General features: G+C 51.9%; 25 protein-coding genes and 3 tRNA genes. 12 read left to right on the top strand and 16 right to left on the bottom strand.

Going from position 1 to position 24,158, the window contains the following annotated elements; genetic code table 11:
• Positions 1–147 precede the first annotated feature (147 nt).
• From OGX89_RS03955 to OGX89_RS03945, 3 genes are all read right to left on the bottom strand, one after another.
• Entirely contained in the window at positions 148–663 is a 516-nt protein-coding gene (locus OGX89_RS03955; RefSeq protein ID WP_126957774.1) for a GNAT family N-acetyltransferase, read from the bottom strand.
• Positions 664–715: 52 nt separating this feature from the next.
• A complete protein-coding gene (locus tag OGX89_RS03950; RefSeq protein ID WP_003830025.1) occupies positions 716–2,077 on the bottom strand; it encodes an MFS transporter in 1,362 nt (453 codons plus the stop codon).
• A 213-nt stretch (positions 2,078–2,290) separates the two neighbouring features.
• Positions 2,291–3,205, bottom strand: a complete 915-nt coding sequence (locus tag OGX89_RS03945; protein ID WP_003830023.1) for a GntR family transcriptional regulator — start codon at positions 3,203–3,205, stop codon at positions 2,291–2,293.
• A gap of 137 nt (positions 3,206–3,342) precedes the next feature.
• Between OGX89_RS03945 and OGX89_RS03940 the strand changes: the two genes are divergently transcribed.
• Together OGX89_RS03940 and OGX89_RS03935 are read left to right on the top strand one after the other, a co-directional pair.
• Entirely contained in the window at positions 3,343–4,365 is a 1,023-nt protein-coding gene (locus tag OGX89_RS03940; RefSeq protein WP_126957776.1) for a zinc-binding alcohol dehydrogenase family protein, read from the top strand.
• A gap of 13 nt (positions 4,366–4,378) precedes the next feature.
• Positions 4,379–5,824 (top strand): tagaturonate reductase, encoded by a 1,446-nt coding sequence (locus tag OGX89_RS03935; protein WP_126957778.1) that lies wholly within the window; start codon positions 4,379–4,381, stop codon positions 5,822–5,824.
• A 105-nt stretch (positions 5,825–5,929) separates the two neighbouring features.
• Here the strand turns inward: OGX89_RS03935 and opgB are convergent, their stop codons facing one another.
• The 6 genes from opgB to OGX89_RS03905 all read right to left on the bottom strand — a co-directional run bounded on the left by opgB (position 5,930) and on the right by OGX89_RS03905 (position 11,659).
• Positions 5,930–8,221 (bottom strand): phosphatidylglycerol--membrane-oligosaccharide glycerophosphotransferase, encoded by a 2,292-nt coding sequence (gene opgB / locus OGX89_RS03930; protein ID WP_126957780.1) that lies wholly within the window; start codon positions 8,219–8,221, stop codon positions 5,930–5,932.
• Positions 8,222–8,451: 230 nt separating this feature from the next.
• Positions 8,452–8,943 (bottom strand): YjjA family protein, encoded by a 492-nt coding sequence (locus OGX89_RS03925; RefSeq protein ID WP_003830016.1) that lies wholly within the window; start codon positions 8,941–8,943, stop codon positions 8,452–8,454.
• A gap of 70 nt (positions 8,944–9,013) precedes the next feature.
• Entirely contained in the window at positions 9,014–9,751 is a 738-nt protein-coding gene (gene dnaC, locus OGX89_RS03920) for a replicative helicase loader DnaC (protein WP_003019133.1), read from the bottom strand.
• Positions 9,752–9,753: 2 nt separating this feature from the next.
• A complete protein-coding gene (dnaT, locus tag OGX89_RS03915) occupies positions 9,754–10,293 on the bottom strand; it encodes a primosomal protein DnaT (RefSeq protein ID WP_126957782.1) in 540 nt (179 codons plus the stop codon).
• A 125-nt stretch (positions 10,294–10,418) separates the two neighbouring features.
• The gene (locus OGX89_RS03910) at positions 10,419–10,892 is read right to left on the bottom strand and encodes a threonine/serine exporter (protein ID WP_003830008.1); all 474 of its coding nucleotides are present in this window, start codon (positions 10,890–10,892) and stop codon (positions 10,419–10,421) included.
• On the bottom strand, positions 10,883–11,659 hold the full coding sequence (locus OGX89_RS03905; protein ID WP_003830006.1) for a threonine/serine exporter family protein: 777 nt from the start codon (positions 11,657–11,659) through the stop codon (positions 10,883–10,885). Before OGX89_RS03905 ends, OGX89_RS03910 begins: the two co-directional genes overlap by 10 nt.
• 458 nt (positions 11,660–12,117) lie before the next feature.
• On the opposite strand from OGX89_RS03905, the gene OGX89_RS03900 reads away from it, so the two are divergent.
• Together OGX89_RS03900 and bglJ are read left to right on the top strand one after the other, a co-directional pair.
• Positions 12,118–12,843: a helix-turn-helix transcriptional regulator gene (locus OGX89_RS03900; protein ID WP_003830004.1), complete on the top strand. Its 726-nt coding sequence runs from the start codon at positions 12,118–12,120 to the stop codon at positions 12,841–12,843.
• Entirely contained in the window at positions 12,804–13,481 is a 678-nt protein-coding gene (gene bglJ, locus OGX89_RS03895; protein WP_003830003.1) for a DNA-binding transcriptional activator BglJ, read from the top strand. The genes OGX89_RS03900 and bglJ overlap by 40 nt, the downstream gene beginning before the upstream one ends.
• Before the next feature lie 57 nt (positions 13,482–13,538).
• On the opposite strand, the gene OGX89_RS03890 is transcribed toward bglJ, so the two are convergent.
• Positions 13,539–13,997, bottom strand: coding sequence for a YbaK/EbsC family protein (locus OGX89_RS03890; protein WP_003830001.1), 459 nt, complete (start codon positions 13,995–13,997; stop codon positions 13,539–13,541).
• 235 nt (positions 13,998–14,232) lie between these two features.
• Between OGX89_RS03890 and OGX89_RS03885 the strand changes: the two genes are divergently transcribed.
• A complete protein-coding gene (locus OGX89_RS03885; RefSeq protein WP_003829999.1) occupies positions 14,233–14,376 on the top strand; it encodes a hypothetical protein in 144 nt (47 codons plus the stop codon).
• The gene (locus OGX89_RS03880; RefSeq protein ID WP_063941069.1) at positions 14,366–15,709 is read left to right on the top strand and encodes a PTS sugar transporter subunit IIC; all 1,344 of its coding nucleotides are present in this window, start codon (positions 14,366–14,368) and stop codon (positions 15,707–15,709) included. Before OGX89_RS03885 ends, OGX89_RS03880 begins: the two co-directional genes overlap by 11 nt.
• A 29-nt stretch (positions 15,710–15,738) precedes the next feature.
• Here OGX89_RS03880 and fhuF read toward each other — a convergent pair whose 3' ends face one another.
• Positions 15,739–16,527 carry a siderophore-iron reductase FhuF gene (fhuF, locus tag OGX89_RS03875; protein ID WP_126957784.1) on the bottom strand — a complete coding sequence of 263 codons (789 nt, stop codon included), beginning with the start codon at positions 16,525–16,527 and terminating at the stop codon, positions 15,739–15,741.
• A 108-nt stretch (positions 16,528–16,635) separates the two neighbouring features.
• Positions 16,636–17,712 carry a diguanylate cyclase gene (locus OGX89_RS03870; protein WP_126957786.1) on the bottom strand — a complete coding sequence of 359 codons (1,077 nt, stop codon included), beginning with the start codon at positions 17,710–17,712 and terminating at the stop codon, positions 16,636–16,638.
• Between the two features lie 255 nt (positions 17,713–17,967).
• Between OGX89_RS03870 and OGX89_RS03865 the strand changes: the two genes are divergently transcribed.
• The gene (locus OGX89_RS03865) at positions 17,968–18,204 is read left to right on the top strand and encodes a DUF1435 domain-containing protein (RefSeq protein WP_003019100.1); all 237 of its coding nucleotides are present in this window, start codon (positions 17,968–17,970) and stop codon (positions 18,202–18,204) included.
• Between the two features lie 39 nt (positions 18,205–18,243).
• Here the strand turns inward: OGX89_RS03865 and OGX89_RS03860 are convergent.
• From OGX89_RS03860 to rsmC, 4 genes are all read right to left on the bottom strand, one after another.
• Positions 18,244–18,329: transfer RNA gene (locus tag OGX89_RS03860), tRNA-Leu, on the bottom strand.
• 32 nt (positions 18,330–18,361) lie between these two features.
• Positions 18,362–18,447, bottom strand: a tRNA-Leu gene (locus OGX89_RS03855).
• Between the two features lie 28 nt (positions 18,448–18,475).
• Positions 18,476–18,562: transfer RNA gene (locus OGX89_RS03850), tRNA-Leu, on the bottom strand.
• 221 nt (positions 18,563–18,783) lie between these two features.
• Entirely contained in the window at positions 18,784–19,815 is a 1,032-nt protein-coding gene (rsmC, locus tag OGX89_RS03845) for a 16S rRNA (guanine(1207)-N(2))-methyltransferase RsmC (protein WP_126956948.1), read from the bottom strand.
• Positions 19,816–19,918: 103 nt separating this feature from the next.
• Here rsmC and holD point away from each other — a divergent pair, with 103 nt between their 5' ends.
• The 5 genes from holD (at position 19,919) to osmY (ending at position 24,050) form a co-directional block, all read left to right on the top strand.
• The gene (holD, locus tag OGX89_RS03840; protein ID WP_126956946.1) at positions 19,919–20,332 is read left to right on the top strand and encodes a DNA polymerase III subunit psi; all 414 of its coding nucleotides are present in this window, start codon (positions 19,919–19,921) and stop codon (positions 20,330–20,332) included.
• Positions 20,301–20,747 (top strand): ribosomal protein S18-alanine N-acetyltransferase, encoded by a 447-nt coding sequence (gene rimI, locus OGX89_RS03835; RefSeq protein WP_003829985.1) that lies wholly within the window; start codon positions 20,301–20,303, stop codon positions 20,745–20,747. Before holD ends, rimI begins: the two co-directional genes overlap by 32 nt.
• Before the next feature lie 14 nt (positions 20,748–20,761).
• Complete coding sequence (gene yjjG, locus OGX89_RS03830; protein ID WP_003829984.1) at positions 20,762–21,442, top strand: pyrimidine 5'-nucleotidase; 681 nt, start codon at positions 20,762–20,764, stop codon at positions 21,440–21,442.
• A 92-nt stretch (positions 21,443–21,534) separates the two neighbouring features.
• Positions 21,535–23,124, top strand: coding sequence for a peptide chain release factor 3 (gene prfC / locus OGX89_RS03825; protein ID WP_003829982.1), 1,590 nt, complete (start codon positions 21,535–21,537; stop codon positions 23,122–23,124).
• A gap of 308 nt (positions 23,125–23,432) precedes the next feature.
• Complete coding sequence (gene osmY, locus OGX89_RS03820) at positions 23,433–24,050, top strand: molecular chaperone OsmY (protein WP_003829980.1); 618 nt, start codon at positions 23,433–23,435, stop codon at positions 24,048–24,050.
• Positions 24,051–24,158: the final 108 nt, after the last annotated feature.

Below are 24,158 nucleotides of genomic sequence, written 5' to 3'. Positions count from 1 at the left end.
CTACGGGAAAGTTACGTGGTTGCCGGATGGCGCTGTCGCTTATCCGGCCTACGGGGAAAGATACGTGGTTGCCGGATGGTGCTGCCGCTTATCGGGCTTACCGGAAATGTTACGTAGGCCCGATAAGGCGTAGCCGCCATCGGGCAATTAGCGCAACATCAGATGCATGGCGCAGCGCGATTCAAATGCCAGTCCATGCGCTGCTTCCTCTTCTCTTTTCTGGCGCAACTTTTCAGGCAGCGTCTCGTCAGCCAGCATTTCAAATCCCAGTCGCGCGTACCACGGCGCATTCCACGTCACATCGCGGAAGGTGGTCAGCGTGAGCGACGTGTAACCTTTCTTGCGCGCCTGTTCGGCAACATACTCAATCAATCTGCGGCCAATTCCTTTTCCCTGCCACTCCAGATGCAGCGACAGTTCAGCAATAAACAGCGATGACCCCAGCGTTTCGGCAACCAAAAAACCGACCGGAAGTGCATCGACCTGCGCCAGCCAGCTCATGCCTGCGGCGGCAAAAGCCTGATGCTGAGCAGCCGATAAAATCTGGTCTTCAGCAATCCACGCCAGTTCGGGGATGCGTAAAAAACGTTGCCCCGCAGATCGTTCGATGGCGGGAAGAGCGGCAGTATCTGCCAGGGTAGTGGCGCGCAAGGTGATGTTCATACGAGGAGCATAACATGCCCGATAAACGTGGTGTTATCGGGCATCTGGAGGATTAATCTTTACGCGGATCGCTGATGGGTTGGCGAACCAGGAAGATGTAGGCGAGGGCACCCACCATGGTGACGCAGCCGCAGATGATAAGCGCCAGGCGGAAAGAGTTGGTGGTATCAACAATAAAACCGGTGACGATCGGTGCGAACGACGCGCAGATAAAGCTGGCAAAGTTCTGGATACTGCCCACGGAAGCGGTCATACGTGAGGCGACGGCGACGTGGATCAGACCCCAGCACGAGGTACCTGCGAAGTGGATACAGAACAGCGCCATACCGATCAGTAACACGGCGGCCATTGACGTTGTGGCCTGCGGCACGACGAAGGTGAAGGCTGCGGAGCAGAACATCCCGGCGATAATACAAATCTTACGGCTCTTAATCGGCGCCATACCGCCTTTCACCAGCCAGTCGGTGACAAAACCGTTAATTAGCATGCCGGCTGCGCCAAACAGGAACGGGATCGCCGCCATTAATCCGGTGCTTTTTAAATCCAGGTTGTAGGAGGTTTGCAGGTAGCCCGGCAGCCAGGCCAGGTATAGCCATGCGGTATAGTTGATGCCGCTAAAGCCCAGCATCATGCCCCACATGGTACGGTTGCGGAACAGGCTGCGCCATTCGGCAAAGCTCAGCGGATCGCGGCGGGCATTGACGCTGCCAGCGTTCAGGTACGCTTGTTCCGTGGCGCTCAGCTCAATTTGCTCGCGGTTGCGATACAGCATGTACCAGCCGATGGCGAGGAAAATACCCAGCACGCCAATGGTGATGAACATCCAGCGCCAGCCCATTACCAGCATCATGGCAGCCAGAATCGGCGGGCTAATGGCAACCCCGATGGTGGAGGCGGCGTTGAATAATCCCATCGGGCGGCCGCGCTCTTTGATGTTAAACCAGTCGTTGATGACCTTTACGCCGCACGGGTTCATTGGCGCTTCGCCGATCCCCATCCCGATACGCACCAACACAAACTGGGTGAAGCTGTGCACCATGCCGGATAGTGCCTGAAACAGCGACCAGAAGAACATCCCCAGTCCCAGCATAATGCGCGGACCTTTGCGATCCAGCAGCGGACCGCAGGGCAGTTGCGCAATACCGTAAGCAAGAGAGAATACCGACAGCAGCACGCCGATTTGCGTGGCGCTCAACCCCAGTTCTTCACGAATCGTTAAGTTGGCGACCGACAGTGAGCTGCGGTCGAGGTAATTAATCACCGCAGCAAAAAATAATAAAATCATTGCTGTGGTCTGGATACGTTTAATTCGGCTACTGCGTTGCACCATGCCCTCAGGCGGAACATTAATATCCGCAGATGACGACGTGCCAAACGAAGAACTTGGGTCGAGGGTAATATTATTTTTTTCCACGCCGGACTCCTGAACCTCAATAATTTATTTTTCACACAGCAGGACTGTGCAGTATTGAAAAAATACCAGTGATGAATCAATTTGCTCATCACTGCTCACAAAAGTTTTTAATGCAGTCGACTTAGCGTGAGCATAGGCAAGAGGTATTTTTCAGGCGTTTTTATTTTTATAAAATCGTGCTCCCGGTAATGATTTGCTGTTTTTTATCGGTACTTAATGAGCGACGTTACAACCCTGGTTGATGGAGCGAATCATCGATTGTTTGGCTGAATTCAAATGGTTACAGAGCGCGAGGGTGGCATCCAGGTCGCTGCGACATATTAGCGCGCTGAGGATGGTCATATGCTCATCAATGGCAATGATGTTACGCTGCTTGAGGTCGCTCTCATCCCACTGATAGTGGAAGTGGAAAATCACGGAGATGATTTCAAGTGATTGATTAAAAAATACATTATCGGCAGCAGAGAGTAGCAAAGCATGGAACTCACGATCTAACTGCGAGAACATGCGAAAGCTGCTGCCAATGCTGTCGCGTAGGATCCGATGGCGCTCCAGCAGCGTTTTAGCCTGCAACCAGCGCGGGTCATCGTCCGGCAGATTGAGGAAATGCTGCAGAGAATGCGTTTCCAGCATCTCTCTGAGTTCAAACAGCTGTTCCGCATAGGCCTGATCGAACTGCTTCATGCTCCACTGACCGCGTTTTTCGTTTTTAATCAGGTTGTAACGTTCGAATTTTAAAAGGTATTCCCGCACTACCACCGGGCTGACGCCTGCAGCTCTGGCAAGCTGCAGTTCGGAGAAGCTCTCGCCTGCACGCAGCTGTCGCTGGTTGATCATGGTGAAAAACGCCTGTTCAAAAATCCGGTTTTGCTCGGTCATGGAGGCGGTGGTGCAGGCAAAACCATCGTCATGGTCGGGTTTTCGCACGATGACGTAGTGGCTGCCGACCTGGGTCAGAACGCCGCACTCGCCTAAGTGGCTCAGCATATGGCGCACGGTGGTGCGGCTGATGTTGTACATCTCCGCCAGTGCGCTTTGTGAGGGGAGTGGGGAAGGGATATGACCACGCGCCATATCATCGATTATCTGGTTAATCACATTGTGGCGTAAGTTCTGCGAACGGCTCATGGCTTCTCCTTTTTATCTATTAAAACCCGATTTAAAACATTTTTATGCGCTGGGATTCACAGATTGTGTTTCTGCTTTCTCCGTCTTTTTTATTTTCGTTGATATCTGAGGCAACAAAAAAACAGGAGAGCAGAATCATGTCTACGATGAATACGTTGATTTGCCAGGAACCTAAAAAATTAGTCTGGAAAGAGCGCGAAATACCTATTCCGAGTGAGGGTGAAGCATTAATTAAAATTAAGTCGGTAGGAATTTGTGGTACCGATATTCATGCCTGGGGTGGCAATCAACCTTTTTTCAGCTACCCGCGTGTATTAGGGCATGAAATATGTGGGGAAATTGTCGGTCTGGGTAAGAATATACAGAATCTGAAAAATGGTCAGCAGGTGGCGGTTATTCCTTACGTGGCCTGCCAGCAGTGTCCGGCATGCCTGAGCGGGCGCACCAACTGCTGCGAGAAGATTTCAGTGATTGGCGTGCACCAGGATGGCGGTTTCAGTGAATATCTGTCCGTTCCGGTGACCAACCTGCTGGATGCGCAGGGGATTGACCCACAGGCGGCGGCGCTGATTGAGCCTTATGCCATCAGCGCCCATGCGGTACGCCGGGCGGCGGTGGCTCCGGGTGAGCAGGTACTGGTGGTCGGCGCGGGTCCGATTGGTCTGGGGGCGGCAGCGATTGCCAAAGCCGATGGCGCACAGGTGGTGGTCGCCGATACCAGTCCAGCACGCCGGGAGCACGTGTCTTCCCGGTTGGGACTCCCGGTTATCGACCCATCCGCTGAAGATTTTGATGCGCAGCTGCGCGCTCAGTTTGGCGGTTCGTTGGCGCAAAAGGTTATTGATGCCACGGGGAATCAGCATGCGATGAACAACACGGTGAATTTGATTCGTCATGGCGGCAGCATCGTTTTCGTTGGGCTGTTCAAAGGCGATTTGCAGTTCTCTGATCCGGAGTTCCACAAGAAAGAGACCACCATGATGGGCAGTCGCAACGCCACGCCGGAAGATTTCGCCAAAGTGGGCCGTCTGATGTCGGAAGGCAAACTGACCGCTGACATGATGCTTACGCACCGTTACGCGTTTGCCACACTGGCAGAAATCTACGAGCGGGATGTGATTAACAACCGTGAGCTGATTAAAGGCGTGATCACGTTCTGAGAGGGGAAATGCGATGAAGACATTGAATCGACGTGATTTTCCGGGGGCCAGCTACCCAACGCGCGTGATCCAGTTTGGTGAAGGAAACTTCCTGCGGGCGTTTGTTGACTGGCAACTGGATATCCTCAACGAGCAAACCGATCTGAACGCTGGCGTGACCATCGTTCGCCCGATCAATACCGATTTTCCGCCGTCGCTGAATACCCAGGACGGGCTGTATACCACGCTTATTCGCGGGCTAAACGAGCAGGGCGAGGCGGTGAGTGAGGCGCGGCTTATCCGTTCGGTGAATAACGAAATCAATCCGTATCAGGATTTCGCGGCGTATCTGGCGCTGGCGCACAATGCGGAAATCCGTTTTGTGTTTTCGAATACCACCGAAGCCGGAATTAGCTATCACGCAGCGGACCGTGTGGATGATGCGCCGCCGGTGAGTTTTCCGGCCAAGCTGACACGCCTGCTGTTGGAGCGCTTTAACCACTTTGCGGGCGCGGTGGATAAGGGCTGGGTAATTATCCCGTGCGAGCTTATCGACTATAACGGTGAGGCGCTCAAAACGCTGGTGCTGCGGTATGCGCAGGAGTGGCAACTTCCTCCGGCATTTGCCGACTGGGTGGAGACGGCAAACACGTTCTGTTCCACGCTGGTCGACCGTATTGTCACCGGCTATCCGCGTGAAGAAGCCGCTGCGCTGGAGGCTACGCTAGGCTATCACGATACGTTTCTCGATACCGCGGAGCATTTTTACCTGTTTGTGATCCAGGGGCCGCAGTGGCTGGCAGAGGAGCTGAAGCTGGCGCAGTGTCCGCTGAATATCCGGGTGGTGAGCGATATCAAACCGTACAAAGAGCGCAAGGTCGCTATCCTCAATGGTGCGCATACGGCTCTGGTGCCGGTCGCGTGGCTGTGCGGGCTGGAGACCGTTGGTGAGGCGATGCAGGATGCTGATGTCCGCCGCTTTGTCGAACGAGCGATTAGTGAGGAGATTATTCCGGTGTTGGATCTCCCGGCGGACGAATTGCGTGAATTTGCCGACGCGGTGAGCGGGCGTTTTCAGAACCCCTACATTCGCCACCAGTTGCTTTCCATTGCGCTTAATGGGATGACCAAATTCCGCACCCGAATTTTGCCGCAGCTGCTGGCGGGTCAGCACAATGGGCGCTGGCCCGTGCGGTTAACGTTTGCCCTCGCTGCGCTGCTGGCGTTTTATCGTGCAGAACGCGACGGGGAACGCTATCCAATACAGGATGATGAGCAGTGGGTAAGCCTCTATGCCAGCCTGTGGCCGCGAGTTGGCAATGATTTAACGCTGCGTGAACTGGTGGATGCCGTGCTTGGCGATGCGGCGCACTGGGGAGAGGATTTGACGTTGTTACCTGGCCTTGCCGGGCAGGTCACGGCCAATCTGGAGATGATTCTGGTGCAGGGTATGCGCCAGACGGTGAACGGTCTGGAATAAGGTTGCCATGCAGCGCCCGGTGTGGTGTTGGGCGCTGTTTTTTTTCAGACAATACATTTGGTTCACGATAGGCCTGATAAGCAAAGCGCTATCAGGCCTTTCATGTTACGAACCCTGAGCCACGACTTTGATTTCAACCATCCCGACCCCCAGCTTACGCGGTGAGTGACCGAGAATATTACCCTCGTTGGTGGCGACCGGATCGGGTGGAACAATTACCAGCGTATCGGCATCAGCCGGGTTATCAAAATGTAAGATGGTGGTGGTGACGTCATGGCCTAACACCAGCGTCTGTTCCTCGTTGCCAACGCGCACGGGAATAGGGCGATTAGCATTGTCGCCGAAGGCTTTCGCGGTAATGACCAGATCGAATTTCTTCGGTAGCGGGGCTTTGTACTCAATCGTTATTTCTTCGCCGAGCTGCGCATTGGACCAGCGTCCCCAGGATTCGGGGCGTGAAATGCCGCTAAACTGTTTGACCTCTTCCGGCGCGCCCGCCACGTTGAAAACGAAGCTATCTGCTTTGTAGCGAATGTCATTATCGACAATTTTCAGCGTATCGACGTTACCTTTATAGCGCTCCATGTCGATCACCGTGTCTTTAAATACGGTTTTACTTTTCCACTTAGCTTTATCGACGTGCTGTACGATTTGCTGCCCGCCCAACTGCCCCTGTGATACGCACCAGTCGGTAGAAAGCGCCAGCTCCGGCGCCCACAGTTGCGCCATTTTGTAGCAGCGATCGACCCAGACGAAGTTATCGCGTGGGGCGAAATCTGCCAGTTGGAAGCGCAGCGGGGCCGAGTATTCGCTTTCCGGCAGCGGCTCGACGCGTTTGTCCGATACGCGCAGCAGCAGCGGCAGGCGGAAATGACTGCCGGAGAAAGAGATCATATTTTTGTCCTGGTCGACGGTGAACTCTTTCATCTCTTTCGGGAAATTCCACAGGCGAATGATATCGGGCTTCCACGCCAGCATTTTTTCTTTGATGTTCAGGAACACTTCCGACACGGATTCGCTCGACAAGCTGCTGCGGCCAAGGCCGATAAAGTTATCGCCGCCGAGAATATCCAGTACCGTTGCGCCGTTATCCATCGTATTACGTTTCACCGCCAGCGTGTCCTGTTGCGGTTGATCGCCGCGCAGCACGAAGAACAGGTTGTTGCGGTCCTGCTTGTTCAGATACTTCCATGCGGTGTTGTTCATCGCCAGATGATCGGAAGACACCACGATAATGGTATCTTTAAACCACGGCGATGCTTTGATTTTATTGATAAATTCGGCAATGTTTTCCTGGCTGCAGCTGACCGCGCTGAACGATTGGTTGGCCTTCCCGTCGATGTCATAACGTTTACGGTTGCAGCTACGGGAGATAAATCCATCCGGATGATGGGTATCCACGGTCAGGGTAAACAGTGAAAAACGCTGGCCCGAGCGCGAAAGCTCTTCGAATTTTTTCCACGCTTCGTCCAGTACGGTATCGTCGTAGAAGCCCCAGTCGTTACGATAGGCCGGGTCCGCCACCACGCTTTTTAACTCTTCCGCACCATACAGATGGTCAAAGCCGTGAGATTTCAGGAACACGTCTTTGCCAGCAAAGCGCAGGTTGGCACCCTGCACAAAGTAGTTCTGATAGCCGGAGTTTTTCAGGATATCGCCCAGACAAATATTGTTAGGGAAGAAACTTGAAACAGACGCAGAGGCGTTGCCTTCAAACGGCGCAAACAGCGGAATACCGCACTGGGAGGCGACCATGCCCGCGATGGTGTAATCCGTACCCGGCAGCTGCATGGTGTTGCTGAAATCCAGACCTTCGTTTTTCAACGCGCCGAGTTCCGGGGTCAGATCCGGGAATGCGTCGTTATTAAAATAGGTGCCTTCGAGGCTTTCGCCGTAGATATAAACCAGGTTCAGCTTCGGGTTGGGAATGGTTTTTGATGGCTCTTTATAATACGTCGGGAAATCCGGGTCGCCATCGCGTGACTGCGACTTCACCAGTTCGGTTATCTGGTGAAACGCCGGGCTGGCGTCAACGGAGGCCAGCGCCAGCAGCAGGGCCAGCAGACTGTAACCCACGTGATGCGGGTGATGGCGACGGCGGCGCAGAACCCAGCCGAGAGCGACAAAAACGGTCGTCAGCGCCAGCGCGATCCCAACGCCCGGCAGGATATATTTGCCGATACCTGCACCGGTCAGGCTGTTGGTCAGCGTGTACAGAACCGCGTCATTGATCCCGTCGCCGGTGAAATAGTCACTGGCGTACAGCGTGATATTCAAGACAATAAAAATCCCCAGCACCGTTAACGTGGCGGCAAACCACCAGGTGTTGCGACCCGCTTTCCAGGCATAAATCAGCACTGAAGCGAGAAACAGAGTGATGGAGATTAATTCTGACAACGGTCGATCCTCAGTAAACCGGGCAATTGCCTGGCAGGCTAATCATTTGGTGAGAGAACAATGTAATAGCGTTGTTACATTGCTGCAATTGTAGTGACATTAAATTACGTTGTTATTCAGAATTGGTTTAGTTATGCGCGTTTTTGTGGGGAAATACTGTTTATTTGGAATGTGAATGTATTGTCGAAAATAAATAGATGCCGCGCAGGTTATACGCGGCATGTCGTGCGTCAGGAAATGAAGTTCATGCCCTGTTTTAACACCAGATCGCAGGCCTTGGTTTTTACCTGCTTCGCCAGCGAGCTGTTGCCAATCGTGTTCAGGTCCAGCTGTTGACCATCTTTGGCGTTGAGCAGACCCTGAATCCCGTCCATATAGTTGGTGTCTTGCTTCTGCTCAGGAGCACTGAGCCCTAGTTTATCCAGCACCTGGTTTTTGACGTTTTGCGTGTCGGTGACCGAGGCCAGCTTCTGTTTCGCGCAATATTCCAGGATCCCGGCGGCGTTATTCATGCTGCTGGAGGTCAACGACTGATTGCTGCCATTCAGCAGGCTGGTCAGGGAAGAGAGCGACGAGCTGCTTTGCGAGCCGGAGCTTTGTTTGCTCAGCTCACTGGCCGCGCTGGAGAGCGAATCCTGCCAGGAGGCGGCGAAAACGCTGGTAGAGATGAGCGTGCTGGCGGCAAGCGCACAGCACAGCAGACGTTTGGTAGTTTTCATCATTATATGCAACTCGTGTTATGCCTTTTCAGCGCAGTATAGCGCTGGCAGTCTTAGGAGTGGTCCTAATACGTTAATACTCTTTACCGGTGACCCGACTACGGTAGCTTTCCCAGTTAAAAATGACCCACAGGCTGTTGCCAAGGCGCATACGATCCATCACGCGCTCGCCGAGCAGCTTGTTCATTTCATCCATATTGCTGTTAGTTAACATGCCGGTCGGACGTTTTGAGGACGAACGGCGATCGACAATCTGATTAATGATCACTTTTTCATAGCGGGATTCGGTCTGCATGCCGATCTCGTCGATCACCAGCAGATCCACATTGCTCAGATCGTTGAGCAGCTGTTCTTCGCTGGTTTCACGATTACTGAACGTTTCTTTCATCGCCGACATTATATCGGCCACGGTAATGATCAACACTGACTTACCACGCAGCAGCAGTTCGTTGCAGATGGCGGCGGCTAAATGGTTTTTGCCGGTGCCGGGTTTGCCGGAGAAGATAAAGCTGGCGATGTTGCCGTCAAACTCTTCAACATACTGGCGGGCTTTGCTCAGGGCGTTCATCTGACCTTCGCACTCTACCCGATAGTTTTCGAACGAACAGTTCTGATGCAGCGGGCGGATACCGGAACGATTGAATGTGCGCTGCATTTTCATAGCCCGGTTTTCGCGGGCCAGCGCTGCGGCACGAATTTCACCTTGCTCTTTTTGCCATGCCAGCAGCTCTTCGCCCGTTTTAAAGGCGGGCTCGACATTAGGTGGCATCATTTTTTGCAGACGTTTCATCAGGTCGCCAACGTTTTTCATCGTTATCCTCTAAAACCCGGTGGAATGTGGCTGTCAGGTTCACTGACGCTGTTCACATCGCGCTTTGGCATTCCGCCATTGCTGGCCCGTCCAATCTGAATGCTGCGCGCCAGTTTTTGCTGCCACTGAATATGGTGAAAGACTTTTCCTTCAGCCTGCCAGTAGGCAACAAATGAGGCCAGTTCTTCAGCAGTAACCGGCTCTCTCAACGCTACGCCCCATAAAGCGGCCTGACGCTGAAAGTCGGCATCAGGCTGCCAGGCAGCGTACATCGCAAATTTCCCCATTGGTACGGCAACGGGAGCAGCTTGCGGCTCTTCATAAAATTGATCATCTAATGTCACATCGCTTCCCGGGCGTGACAGTTTCTCCTCAAGCGCCAACAGCTCAGCCAGTCTCGCAGGCGTCACCGCGTAAAACGCTGGCGCATTGTTAGCGAATACGGCTACGGTGCCACCCGCAGACCTGGCCAGCACGGCGTGGTGATCGTGTAGTAAGGCGTCAATGCTAGTGACGTCTGGCGTCAAAATTTTGCAGGGCATAATGTTTCTCAATACTGAACAACAACCGAGAAGGGGACTGCTTTTATAGTAACACAGAGAAGAAGGAGAGCAGCAGATGAGGGGGGAGATTCCCCTCTCTGCATGGCATTAAAGAAAGTGCACCGTCAAACGCGTGGGCGTTTGCGATACAGCCATAACCCTGGCACGGATAGTCCGATGGAGAGCGCGCCGACAATTGATGAGGCTTTCAGGAAATTGGTCAGCAGGGTGATCATCAGCGCTTCGCTGTAGCCAAAATGGCCGATTTTTACCGCCGAGATCATGGCGGTGTAGGCGGAGATCCCAGGAAACATCGGGATCACTGCCGCAACGGTAAAGACTTTCGGATGCGCCAGATACCAACGCGACCACTGGATCCCAATGCAGCCGACCAGCAGCGATGCCATAAAGGTTGACCATTCGATATTAAACCCTGCGCTCATCATTGCCATTCGCGAACCGTGACCGAGCGCGCCGAGTAACGCACACCAGGGGAGCGCCCGATGAGGGACATTAAATACCATGGCAAAGCCTACTGCCGGGATCGCCGACAGGATCATGTCCTGCATTAACGCCAACATGAAATCGATCACGCCCATCCGCGCAGCCCCCATAAGGTCATCGACATGACCACGCCAATGCAGGTCGCCAGTGTAAGCAAACTGGCAATTGCCCAGCGGGCGAGCCCGGTATTAATGTGTCCCTTAAACATATCCGCGACGGAGTTGATCAGCGGAAAGCCTGGAACCAGCAGCAGCACGCTGGCAGCCATGGCGATGGTCGGGGTGTGGTTAAACGTCGGTAGCGTCAGCAGCAGACCAGAAATCGTTGTCGCCACAAACGCGGTGATGCAAAAGTTAATTTGTGGGTGCAAATGCCGGGATGCCAGAATCTGACGGATATACATTGCCACCATGCTGGCGAAAAAAGTGATCACCGCACCATCCCATCCGCCGTTATTGAGCTTACAAAAGCAGGCGCAGGACAAGCCGACCATGAAGGCGACCAGCCATCTTGGATAGCGTAGCGGCTTAATCTGGCTAAAGCGTTTCTCTACCCCTTTAATATCCAGCAGTTTATGTTCCGCCAAAATGACAATGTGCTGCACTTCCGTCACGACGTGCATATTAATGCCGCGATCCTGATTTTTTCGCGTTGATGTCAGGCATTGCCCGTCTTTAATGGTGGTCAGGACGATAGCGTTAGAGGAGATGGCGCTTTCTACGCTATCCATGCCAAGTGCCAGCCCGAGTCGGGTGGATAACTCGTCAACCAGAGCGCTTTCTGCCCCATGCTGAAGTAAAAAAAGTCCGCATTGAATACATAACCGTGTAACCGTTCGCTGTGACGACTGCTCTGTTTGCATGGTTCGCTCTGACTGAAAAGGATCTCTTTGAGTGACGAATGTCTTCTTTTTATCATGAAGCATGAGCCCGCTGGCTCTGGCTAAGATCAATCTTTGTGTCGAAAAAAGACACAGGTGATACGGTTGCGGTATCTTAACGCTCCCGTTCGCTAAGGTACGAGGGGGAGACATGATTGAAATGTAGCGTTATTTTTCCGGATGGCAAATACGTAAGCCATGCTAACGATCTATTGTAGTTATTATAATTGTACAGATAATGTATTTATACGTAATTGTGCAATAATAGCTTAGAATTTGGCGCTATTTGGATGGTGCCGTCAATACTTTTTGAAATAAATACCAAGGATAACAATTCACCCCGCTTATTGTTCGGAGTATTTTCCTGTGAGTTAAGATTATTAATCCACCCGGGAAGATTTAATTAAGTACGATTGCGGACTGGTGAGTGTGGAGGGGATATGTTGCCAGGACGCTGCAAAAACGCAATTATTATTAGTAAATCACCGATTATACAAACTGGGCTTAAAGGTATAATGCAGGGAAAGTTCTCCGATTACGAACTTACCTACTGTCGTTCTGTTGAAGAACTGACGTTATTACAGCTACGGTGTGCTGATTTGGTGATTGCTGATTTAACCGGAGACTGCAATTATCCTCGTTCAGTCTGCGAGCAATATTATTCTTTATTATCTCAATATCGTGATATTCACTGGGTATTTCTCGTATCTCGTATCTTTTATCCTCTGGCGGTTGAACTACTGATGTGTCCTGTCAGTTCGCTGCTCTCTGACGCCGAGCCGATTGAAAGTTTAGTGAATGTCATTCACGCGGGAAATACACGAGCAGAGAGAATAAGCAAGGCACTGCTCTCTCCGCCTGCTATGCCGCAATTGTTAGACCATAGCGCACGATCTATTGTTCTCACTCTCTCTGAAAGAAAAGTATTGCGCCTCCTTGGGAAAGGCTGGGGGATTAACCAGATTGCGGCGTTGCTGAAAAAAAGCAATAAAACAATAAGTGCCCAAAAGAATAGCGCTATGCGTCGCTTGTCGATAAATAGCAATGCAGAAATGTATGCCTGGATAAATAGTTCTCAAGGATCGCGAGAACTTAATTTACCTTCAGTTTATGGAGAAACCACGGAATGGAAAGCAGAATCATCAAAAGAAACGTTGCACTGGTAGAAAAGTGCACGATGAGCAGTGTGGGTATTAAGAGTTTATTTAATACCATACCGGATGACCAATATAAACTTCATCTCTTTTCAAACCAGCCCGCTTTTAGCCAGGCAATGTTAAAGATGTCGTTTTCGGCAGTTATTTTTTCCCTCTCTGCAATCAGAACCGATCGTAGAGCAGGGTTGGCCTATTTAACGGAGCTGGCGATAAATTATCCGCGGATTCGCCGTGTGGTGATTGCCGATGATGACGCTGAAGCGCGTTTAATTGGTTCCCTGTCCCCCTTGCCGTTAGATGGCGTTGTGAGTAAAGCTTCTTCGTTAACGGTGTTGCAGGACGCGTTATTTACGGCGTTAAGCAGCCCTGGCCGGGGAACCGAAGGCACGAAAAACCATTGGTATATTAATCAAAGCCGTATGCTCAGTCCGACAGAACGAGAAATACTGCGCTTTATGTCGAATGGTTATTCGATGCCACAGATTGCTGTTCAGCTTGAACGGAACATCAAAACCATTCGGGCACACAAATTTAATGTGATGTCCAAACTGGGGGTCAGCTCGGATGCCGGGTTACTGGATGCGGCCGATATCCTGCTGTATCTGCGTGCTGGAGAGCCAGCGCCTTTTATGCAGGCGGTTTCGTGACGGGCAACGTTGACGTGTTTCTTGCCGGGTTTGGCCGCCGGTTTAGCGTGTGAAACATTACTGACACACGTCAACCCAGGTGGCAGAAGTCAGTTCAGCCATCCTTTCAGGCGTGATGCGAACCGCGCTGTGGATGGCACCTGCGGCAGGCAGCACTTCAGCGTAGTGTTTCAGAGAAACATCACAGTACACTGATATCGGTGTTTCTAATCCGAAGGGGCAAACGCCTCCAACGGGGTGCCCCGTCGCGTTCACGACCTCATCACTACTTAACATTCGGGCTTTAGCACCGAACGTACTCTTTAGCTTTTTATTATCCAGTCTGGCATCGCCTTTTGCCACGACCAGGATGATATCGTTCTTCACCTTTAGCGAAAGTGTTTTCGCTATTTGGCCAGGTTCAACGTTATGGGCTTTTGCTGCCAGATCAACGGTTGCTGTGCTCTGGTTTAATTCGATGATCTCGATATCTGGTGCATGTTGCGCCAGGAATTGGCGTACTGATTGCAAACTCATTCTTCTCTCCCTAACGCTTACAGATAGCCCTGCACAGCAGAAAATTGCAGGATGTAATTTGTCATAGGGGCAACCACACTGTAAATATTTTATTGTAACAACATAGCAACATTAGCAGTTTTTCGATCTTCTTCACAATCAAAGAAACCGGTTACAGTAACCGGTTGCAGAATGCTGAAATGACGATTAATACTGAAGTTGTCACTTCCTCTGTATCACATAATAAGAGCCATCTATGAAACTTAACTCGAAAAGCGGTAGCGCTGGTGTTCCTCCCGGCACGGTTGCGAAAAGTGGTAATGGGCTTTACGTGGTGGCGGTGTTGATGCCAGCACCGTTGCAGGGTTTTGCACAACGGGAGAACGGCTATGTCTACTAACCATGCTGTGTTTAACGTAATTTTCCGTTTTGTTGAAAATTACGTTAGTCCTGTCGCCGGGCGCATCTCTTCGCAACGACATGTAATGGCCATTCGCGACGGTTTTATTTCGGCGATGCCTTTTATGATTGTAGGCTCTTTTCTGCTGGTTTTTGCCTACCCGCCTTTTTCTCCGGATACCACCTGGGGATTCGCCCGCGTGTGGCTGGATCTGGCAAAACAGTTTGAAGGCCAAATCCTCACACCGTTTGATATGACGATGGGGATTATGTCGGTCTACATATGTGCGGCTATTGCTTATAACCTGGGTAAGCACTATGTGAAGTCGCATCAGTTAGATCCGTTTATGTGTGCGATGCTATCAATCATGGCTTTTTTGCTGATTGCCGCGCCAAAAACCAAAGGCACAATGCCGGTTGATAGCCTGGGAGGAACGGGGATTTTCACCGCCATCCTGGTGGCCATTTACTGTGTTGAAATGATGCGCTTCCTGAAGGCGCACAACATCGGCATCCGTTTACCCGATCAGGTGCCGCCGATGATCAAAAACTCTTTCGATCTGCTGATCCCGGTGCTGGTGGTAGTACTGACGCTTTACCCGCTGAGTCTGGTGATACAGTCGCAGTTTGACATGCTGATCCCGCAGGCCATTATGGCCATCTTTAAACCACTGGTGTCGGCTGCAGATTCTCTGCCGGCGATACTTCTGGCGGTATTGATTGGCCACCTATTGTGGTTTGCGGGTATTCACGGCGCGGCAATTGTGTCGGGAATGCTGCAAATGTTCTGGCTAACTAATCTTGGAATGAACCAGTCGGCGCTGGCGCAGGGCGCGCCGTTACCGCATATCTTTATGGAAGCGTTCTGGACGTTCTTTATTGTGGTCGGTGGGTCAGGCGCAACGATGGGGTTGGTGATTTGCTATCTGCGTAGTCGTTCGGCTCATCTACGCTCGATTGGGCGTCTGAGCGTAGTCCCCAGCATTTTTAATATTAACGAACCGGTGATTTTTGGTACGCCGATTGTCATGAACCCGGTGTTTTTTATCCCTTTCCTGCTGGCCCCAATGGTGAATGCGGTACTGGCCTGGGCGGCGATGAAACTGGATTTAATTGGGCGGGTCATTTCAGTGGTTCCCTGGACCGCACCGGCACCGGTTGGCGCGGCATGGGCATTAGGCTGGGATTATCGTGCGGCTATCCTGGTGGTGCTGTTGGCGCTGGTGTCGGCCGTTATCTACTTCCCATTCTTTAAGGTCTACGAAAAGCAGCTATTGGCGCAGGAAAAAGAAGAAGCGCAGCGTATGGAAGAGGAAAACCAGCAGGTTGCATAAATATCTGGCGAGGGGCTACGGCTCCTCGCTTACTTCAGCGTGCAGTCTCCGCATTGCTGAACGTCAGGCAGGCGATAGCGTTGGCAGCAGGTTCTGCGTACTAACAGCCCCTCGCGCGGAACAACGGTTCGCCACAGAGGGTTATCCTGACCGCAGGAGAGTTGTTTCTCAAAAAAGCAGGTCTGGCGCAGCGTGGTCAGCAGTTCCTCACCTAGCAACGGCTTCATTTCCGTTAAATACCAGTGAATTAAATATCCGGTGTTGCTCCAGATAAGCTTCGCGTTGATCTCGCCCGTCGCTTCCAGCGCCTGCACAACCGGCGTCAGCGCTGAGAGAATCAGCGTTTCCATGCGTTGTTGAGGGGACAGAGCTGTTGCCTGGTGATCCTGATGGACGTCGATCCAGAAGCAGGCCGCACGGCCCGTTTCGTGAAACTCTGCGCGCATATGTTCAGGAGAGACGTCGATAGCCTCTTTTTGCGTCAGTAGGGCCACCATTAACGGAGGCATCATCAGGCCGATATACCATTGCGCCCAAAGAGAAATCAGGGGCTTATTTTCGCGGGGTAGCGTGGGTTGGTTGCGATAGATATGGTCTGAATAAACGGCCAGCAGCGAGCTAAGCGTCGCCGGTTGCGTCCATTCATGCAGCGTCATTGCGCCTGGCACAGGCGTTTCGTCAAGACGAATGAAGTCCAGCAGGTGCTCGCGAGTTTTGGCTATCGTTGCGCGTACGGCAGCAGCCAGCGAGGGCATCTCTGAGGGGAGATGGCTACGCCAGATGACATCTTCAACGATCGGTGCGGAACGATAAGCCATGTCGATATAAGGATGTTAATCTTAATGATAATGATTGCTAATCCTATAATTGACATTGAGCGATGGCAAGATCTTTGTCGCCATCCCGAGCGGCAGCGCACAGAAAGCTCAGGTAGAGGGGCAGTTTACCCGCAGCTCATCGCTGACCAGCGTATTGTTACGTCCAAGATTCTTGGCCTCGTAAAGGGCTTTATCCGCTTTGGCGATAGCAGCATCAATATCCTGTTTTACCAGAGGTGCAATGCCGATACTGACGGTTACGTTGGTTGCCACGCTCTCATTAAACATGTGAGGGATTTTAAGATCGTACACTTTCTGGCGGATACGTTCGGCGGCAGCCTGGGCCTGCTGTGGATCGACCGCGGTCAGCAAAATCATAAACTCTTCACCGCCAAAACGCGCCACCACATCCCGGGAGCGTACGGAGTCTCGGATGGCGGCAGAAACACGGATCAACGCCTGGTCGCCCATCATATGTCCGTAATGATCGTTATAGGATTTGAAATGGTCGATATCCAACAGCAGAACGAAGTGCCTCGAATTACTCAGAGCCAACAGCGTATCGAGCCGGTGTTGCAGCCCCCGGCGATTATACAAACCGGTTAGCGGGTCGAGCATGCTGAGCCCGTTCAGGGTTTCCCTCTCCTCCAGCAGTTTGTACATCAGTTGCTGAGCGAATCCATCGTAGCGCTTTTGTATCACATGCTGGATGGCGATACCGGCCATAGGCAGCGCCATAAAATAGAAAATCCGCAAACCATGTTCGCTGCCGTTAAGCCATAAACAAACGGCGACGGAGGGGAGTGAGTGGAGCGTAAACGCGATGATATTATTGGCAAAAGCGATAGAGCCAATAAACAGTACGCTGAGCAGCGCTATTAACAGGAAATAATAATCATTCTGACCTAGAGCGTTATATTTCAAGAATATATGTAACGCCCATAACAAGCCAAAAACGATTGAAATAAAAGGGAGATTAATTCTTTTATCCGCGTATTTCCCATGCCATACCAGCAGCAGTGTACTCATCACCAGCATCAGCAACGCCGGTACTGATAAGGCTTTGACCGCAAACAGAGGGAAAAAAAGCGTAAACAGCGCGGAGACTGCGTTGAGCAGTAGAAACAGTCGTAAAGAGAGTTGGTATTTTTTTGTGCGCAGAGTTCGCCAGGATTGTACTGTCATAGGTAAATATTGTTAGTTATCTGCAATGTACGAAGGTGTGTTGGTAAATAAAACAAATAACGAACGGGGTATCATTCGCAGAGGTTTTTATTGTTTTTAGTTGAAGAGCTAACCGGTGAGCAATTTATCACCTTGGATTATTCATGTCATCAATCGTTAAGTAAAACTCATATAATTGATAGTGCTTCACGGCTGACAAATGAGAAATTTTATCATATGATATTGGTTATCATTATCAATGTCATAGGTGAAATCATGTTGCAACGTACGCTGGGCAGTGGATGGGGTGTTCTGCTGCCGGGAATGCTGATTGCCGGGATGGCATATAGCGACCTGTCGGTCTACGTATGGAAGGTGATGATTGTATTAGGATTACTGCTGACTTCGCTCATGCTGTACCACAAACGTTTACGGCACTTTGTTTTGTTACCTTCATGCGCGGCACTGATTGGTGGCATTGTTTTGGTAATGATGAACTGGAATCAGGGATGAACAAAACAGAGAAGGAAATCGAGAGGGAAATAAGATAATTGGTGCGAGGGGGGGGACTCGAACCCCCACATCCTAAGGACACTAACACCTGAAGCTAGCGCGTCTACCAATTCCGCCACCTTCGCACAGTCATCTTATTTTTTTGATATCGCCTCGTTGGTGCGAGGGGGGGGACTCGAACCCCCACATCCTAAGGACACTAACACCTGAAGCTAGCGCGTCTACCAATTCCGCCACCTTCGCCCAGTGCGAGCAATATCAACGTGGATTATGGTGCGAGGGGGGGGACTTGAACCCCCACGTCCGAAAGGACACTAACACCTGAAGCTAGCGCGTCTACCAATTCCGCCACCTTCGCATACCATCGACACTCAAAAAGTATCGTTACCACGGGGGCGGATTTTAGAGATTTTATGCAGGGCGTCAACTGTTAATTATCGAACTTAACGTGATTGCCGAAAAAAAAGGCGTTTCTTCGGCTTTGGTGTTTTATGCAGGCCGGATAAGCGATAGCGCCATCCGGCGTTGCTCGGTGTCACGCCGGATGGCGGCGTAAACGCCTTATCTGGCCTGGAGCAGTTAGGCTTTTTTCGCCTGACGCGTCATGATGGTGCGATAGACCTTGAAGCGCCCGGTCTGCGCGATAACTTCGTGGAAGCCAAACACTTCATCCAGTACCTTCGGATAAGGCAGGAAGGCGTTCGCCACAATACGCAGTTCACCACCGCTGTTCAGATGACGCACGGCTCCGCGAATCAGCGTTTGTGCTGCATCAAGGCTGGTCTGCATACCGTCGTGGAACGGCGGGTTGGAGATGATCATATCAAATCGACCCGTCACGTCAGAAAAGACGTTACTGGCGATGACGTCACCTTCAATGCCGTTGGCTGCAAGCGTTGCGCGGCTGGCTTCAACGGCGGCGGCGCTAACATCGCACAGGGTTAAGCGCACTTTCGGCGAGTGGCTGGCTAAGGCGACGGAGAGAACGCCTGCGCCACAGCCGACATCCAGCACTTTGCCTTTGGTGTGCGGCGTCAGCGTGGAGAGCAGCAGTTGGCTGCCAACATCCAGGCCGTCACGGCTGAAGACGCCCGGCAGCGTTTTGATGGTCAGATTTTCTGTCTGGTATTCATCCCAGTATTTTTCTGCATCAAAGACCGGCTGTTTTTCCAGACGACCGTGGTACAGGCCACAGCGACGTGCGCTGTCGACTTTGTTTAACGGTGCGTATTCGGCCAGCATCTGCTCTGCGCTACGTACACCGCTGCGATTCTCACCGACAACAAAAATATCGGTGCCCACCGGTAACAGCGACAGAATGTTCATCAACTGGAACTGGGCTTCCGGCTTATTCTTCGGCCAGTAGTAGATCAGCGTATCGCTATCGGCAACGTCATCGGCCTGCGCGACGAGGCTGAAGCGGATGTTGTCGCCCATCTGGCGGTTAAGCACCTGCCAGTGGTGAAGTTGCTGGGTGTGCGCACGGCTGGCGGCGCTTTCAAAATGGGCAGGCAGGTCATCCTGCAAATCACCGGCAAACAGAATACGGCTTTGTTCGAAATCATCACTGTGGCGCAGCAAGACTTCACTTGCCGGGGTAAAAGCAGACATGGAATGCTCCTTAAATTGTACAGCGGGGGATTATAGTTGTTTGATGGCACGGATTCGACAAATTTGCTATATTTGCGCCCCTGATAGACAGGAGTGTTTCGCTATGACATCCCGACGAGACTGGCAGTTACAGCAACTGGGCATTACGCAGTGGTCGTTGCGTCGTCCTGGCGCACTGCAGGGCGAGATCGCGATTTCCATTCCTGCGCATGTCCGTTTGGTGATGGTTGCTGCACAGTTACCCGCGCTAACCGAACCGTTGATCAGCGATATTTTACGCGCATTAACCGTTAGCCCGGATCAGGTTTTACAACTGACGCCTGACCGTGTCGCCATGCTGCCGCAAGGCAGTCGCTGTAATAGCTGGTGGCTGGGAACCGAAGAGCCGCTGCTGCTGGAGGGCGCTCAGGTCGAGAGTCCTGCGTTTAATGAATTACGGGAAAACCCAGCGGCACGCGCCGCGTTATGGCAACAAATCTGCGCATATGAACACGATTTCTTCCCTCGAGCCGACTGATTTACCCGCAGCATTTCAGATTGAAAAACGCGCCCACGCTTTTCCGTGGAGTGAAAAAACATTTGCCAGCAACCAGGGCGATCGCTACCTCAATTTTCAGTTGAGGGTTGACGACGTGATGGCCGCCTTTGCAATTACGCAGGTCGTACTGGATGAAGCGACGTTGTTCAATATCGCCGTCGATCCTGACTTTCAGCGCCGGGGCCTGGGGCGTGAGCTGCTGGAGCATCTGATCGATGAGCTGGAAAAGCGTGGCATTTTGACCCTGTGGCTTGAAGTGCGCGCCTCGAATGCGGCCGCTATCGCGCTGTACGAAAGCTTAGGCTTTAACGAGGCGACGATCCGTCGCAACTACTATCCAACGGCCGATGGTCACGAAGACGCCATCATCATGGCGTTGCCAATCAGCATGTAAGATAAGGTGTAATGATGAAGAAGTGGGACTGGATTTTCTTTGATGCCGACGAAACGCTGTTTACGTTTGACTCGTTTACCGGCTTACAGCGGATGTTTCTCGACTTTAGCATTACCTTTACCGCTGAAGATTTTCAGGACTACCAGGCCGTGAATAAACCGCTGTGGGTGGATTACCAAAACGGCGCGATTACCTCATTACAACTGCAGCATGCCCGTTTTCAGAGCTGGGCCGAACGCCTGAAGGTTGAACCGGGCCAGCTTAATGACGCATTCATCAATGCGATGGCGGAGATCTGCTCACCGTTGCCGGGGGCGGTTTCTCTGCTCAATGCGATTCGTGATAAAACGAAAATCGGCATCATTACTAACGGCTTTACCGCGTTGCAGCAAATCCGCCTTGAGCGGACGGGGCTGCGCGACTATTTCGACCTGCTGGTGATTTCTGAGCAGGTTGGGGTGGCAAAACCCGACCCCCGTATTTTTGACCATGCGCTGGAGCAGGCGGGTAATCCTGACCGTTCTCGCGTGCTGATGGTGGGTGACACCGCAGAGTCCGATATTCTTGGCGGCATTAACGCCGGGCTATCCACCTGCTGGCTAAATACGCACCACCGCGAGCAGCCAGCGGGCATTCAGCCGACCTGGACCGTAGCGTCATTAAGCGAACTGGAGCAGCTCCTGTGTAAACACTGATTGCCTCCCCCCCGTTGATGGGTAAAATAGCCGCAATTTTTCGTATTCAACTTGCCCGGCCCGTTGCCGTGCTTACCTAAGAAGATTTGACTATGACGTTGTCTCCTTATTTGCAAGAGGTGGCCAAACGCCGCACTTTTGCCATTATTTCTCACCCGGATGCCGGTAAAACGACAATTACTGAAAAGGTACTGTTATTCGGACAGGCCATTCAGACCGCCGGTACGGTAAAAGGCCGTGGCTCCAGCCAGCATGCAAAATCTGACTGGATGGAAATGGAAAAGCAGCGTGGTATCTCCATTACCACCTCTGTGATGCAGTTTCCGTATCATGACTGCCTGGTGAACCTGCTGGACACCCCGGGGCACGAAGATTTCTCCGAAGATACCTATCGTACTCTGACGGCGGTGGACTGCTGCCTGATGGTTATCGATGCCGCAAAAGGCGTCGAGGATCGTACCCGTAAGCTGATGGAAGTTACCCGTCTGCGCGATACGCCGATCCTGACCTTTATGAACAAACTCGACCGTGACATCCGCGATCCGATGGAGCTGCTGGATGAAGTCGAGAACGAACTGAAAATCGGCTGTGCGCCAATCACCTGGCCGATTGGCTGTGGTAAGTTGTTCAAAGGTGTCTATCACCTTTATAAAGATGAAACTTACCTGTATCAGACCGGTAAAGGCCACACCATTCAGGAAGTGCGTGTTGTTAAAGGTCTGAACAACCCGGAACTTGATGCTGCCGTGGGTGAAGACCTGGCGCAGCAGCTGCGTGACGAGCTGGAGCTGGTGCAGGGCGCGTCCAACGAGTTCGACCATGAGCTGTTCCTCGCGGGCGAAATCACCCCGGTCTTCTTCGGTACCGCGCTGGGTAACTTCGGCGTTGACCATATGCTGGACGGCCTGGTGGAGTGGGCGCCTGCGCCGATGCCGCGTAAAACCGACACCCGCGTCGTCGAAGCCTCAGAAGAGAAGTTCACCGGTTTCGTGTTTAAAATTCAGGCCAACATGGACCCGAAACACCGTGACCGCGTGGCGTTCATGCGTGTGGTATCCGGCAAGTATGAGAAAGGCATGAAAATGCGCCAGGTGCGCATTGGTAAAGACGTGGTGATCTCCGACGCACTCACCTTTATGGCCGGTGACCGTTCTCATGTGGAAGAAGCGTATCCGGGCGATATTCTCGGTCTGCATAACCACGGCACTATCCAGATCGGCGATACCTTTACCCAGGGCGAAATGATGAAGTTCACCGGTATTCCGAACTTCGCACCGGAGCTGTTCCGCCGTATTCGCCTGAAGGATCCATTGAAGCAGAAACAGCTGCTGAAAGGGCTGGTTCAGCTGTCAGAAGAGGGCGCAGTACAGGTATTCCGTCCGATCGCCAATAACGATCTGATCGTGGGCGCGGTGGGTGTGCTGCAGTTTGACGTGGTGGTTTCACGTCTGAAGAGCGAGTACAACGTTGAAGCGATTTATGAATCTGTCAACGTAGCGACTGCGCGCTGGGTAGAATGTTCTGACGTGAAGAAATTCGAAGAATTTAAGCGTAAGAACGAAATTCAGCTAGCTCTTGATGGCGGCGATAACCTCACCTATATCGCACCAACCATGGTTAACCTGAATCTCACCCAGGAACGTTACCCGGACGTTCAGTTCCGTAAAACACGCGAACACTAATCGACCTTCCAGGGCACGGTATCCGCCGTGTCCTGCAACTTTTCCTGTCTTTTAAATCCCTTGCGGAATGTTCTTAAAACCTCGCGTTTTTCTTTTGTTTGCCTGTTTTTTAATCAATTCTGACTGCGATCACGAAATCGTGAACTATATTTAACAATGTGATGACATAAATATCGGCGTTTAATGCTTTTTAGGCTGCCTGTTGCAGCGTCTATTGCTGATATTTATTCCACTTACAAGATTAGTTGCTGGTTCAGGCCGTGTAACGGCAGAGCATAGCTTTTAGCAAAACATACAGGAATACATCGATGACAATGACAGGACTTAAGATTTCTAAAACGCTGCTGGCCGTGATGCTGACCTCCGCTGTTGCAACGGGTTCTGCTTATGCAGAAAACGCTACGATGGATAAAGCGCAATCCGGCGTCGAAAGTGCGGGGCAGAAAGTCGATAGCTCTATGAACAAAGTCGGTAATTTCATGGATGACAGCACCATCACCGCGAAAGTAAAAGCCGCGCTGGTGGACCACGAAAGCATTAAGAGCACCGATATTTCCGTCAAAACAGATCAAAAGGTGGTGACACTAAGCGGGTTTGTTGAAAGCCAGGCACAGGCCGAAGAAGCGGTGAAAGTGGCGAAAGGCGTTGAGGGCGTGACCTCCGTTAGCGACAAACTGCATGTGCGTGATAGTAAAGAAACCTCCGTTAAAGGCTATGCGGGCGATACGGCAATCACCAGTGAGGTAAAAGCCAAGCTGCTGGCCGATGATATCGTCCCTTCCCGCAAGGTGAAAGTTGAGACCACCGATGGCGTTGTGCAACTTTCAGGCACCGTCGATTCACAGGCTCAAAGCGATCGTGCTGAGAGCATCGCCAAAGCGATTGATGGCGTGAAAAGCGTCAAAAACGATCTCAAAACTCAGTAATTAGACTTAATTCGTCCTCCTGACGTTTGTCGGGAGGCGTGTTGTGCACCACACTGAAAATATCGCCGATGGGCAGCCTGAGCGCTCATATCAAGCGGTGAAATTAAC

Origin of the sequence: Citrobacter sp. Cpo103 (assembly GCF_030332605.1) — a bacterium.
Lineage (GTDB): Bacteria > Pseudomonadota > Gammaproteobacteria > Enterobacterales > Enterobacteriaceae > Citrobacter > Citrobacter portucalensis.
Note: the sequence above shows the minus strand (reverse complement) of the source record. Positions and strands in the feature narration are given on the sequence as shown.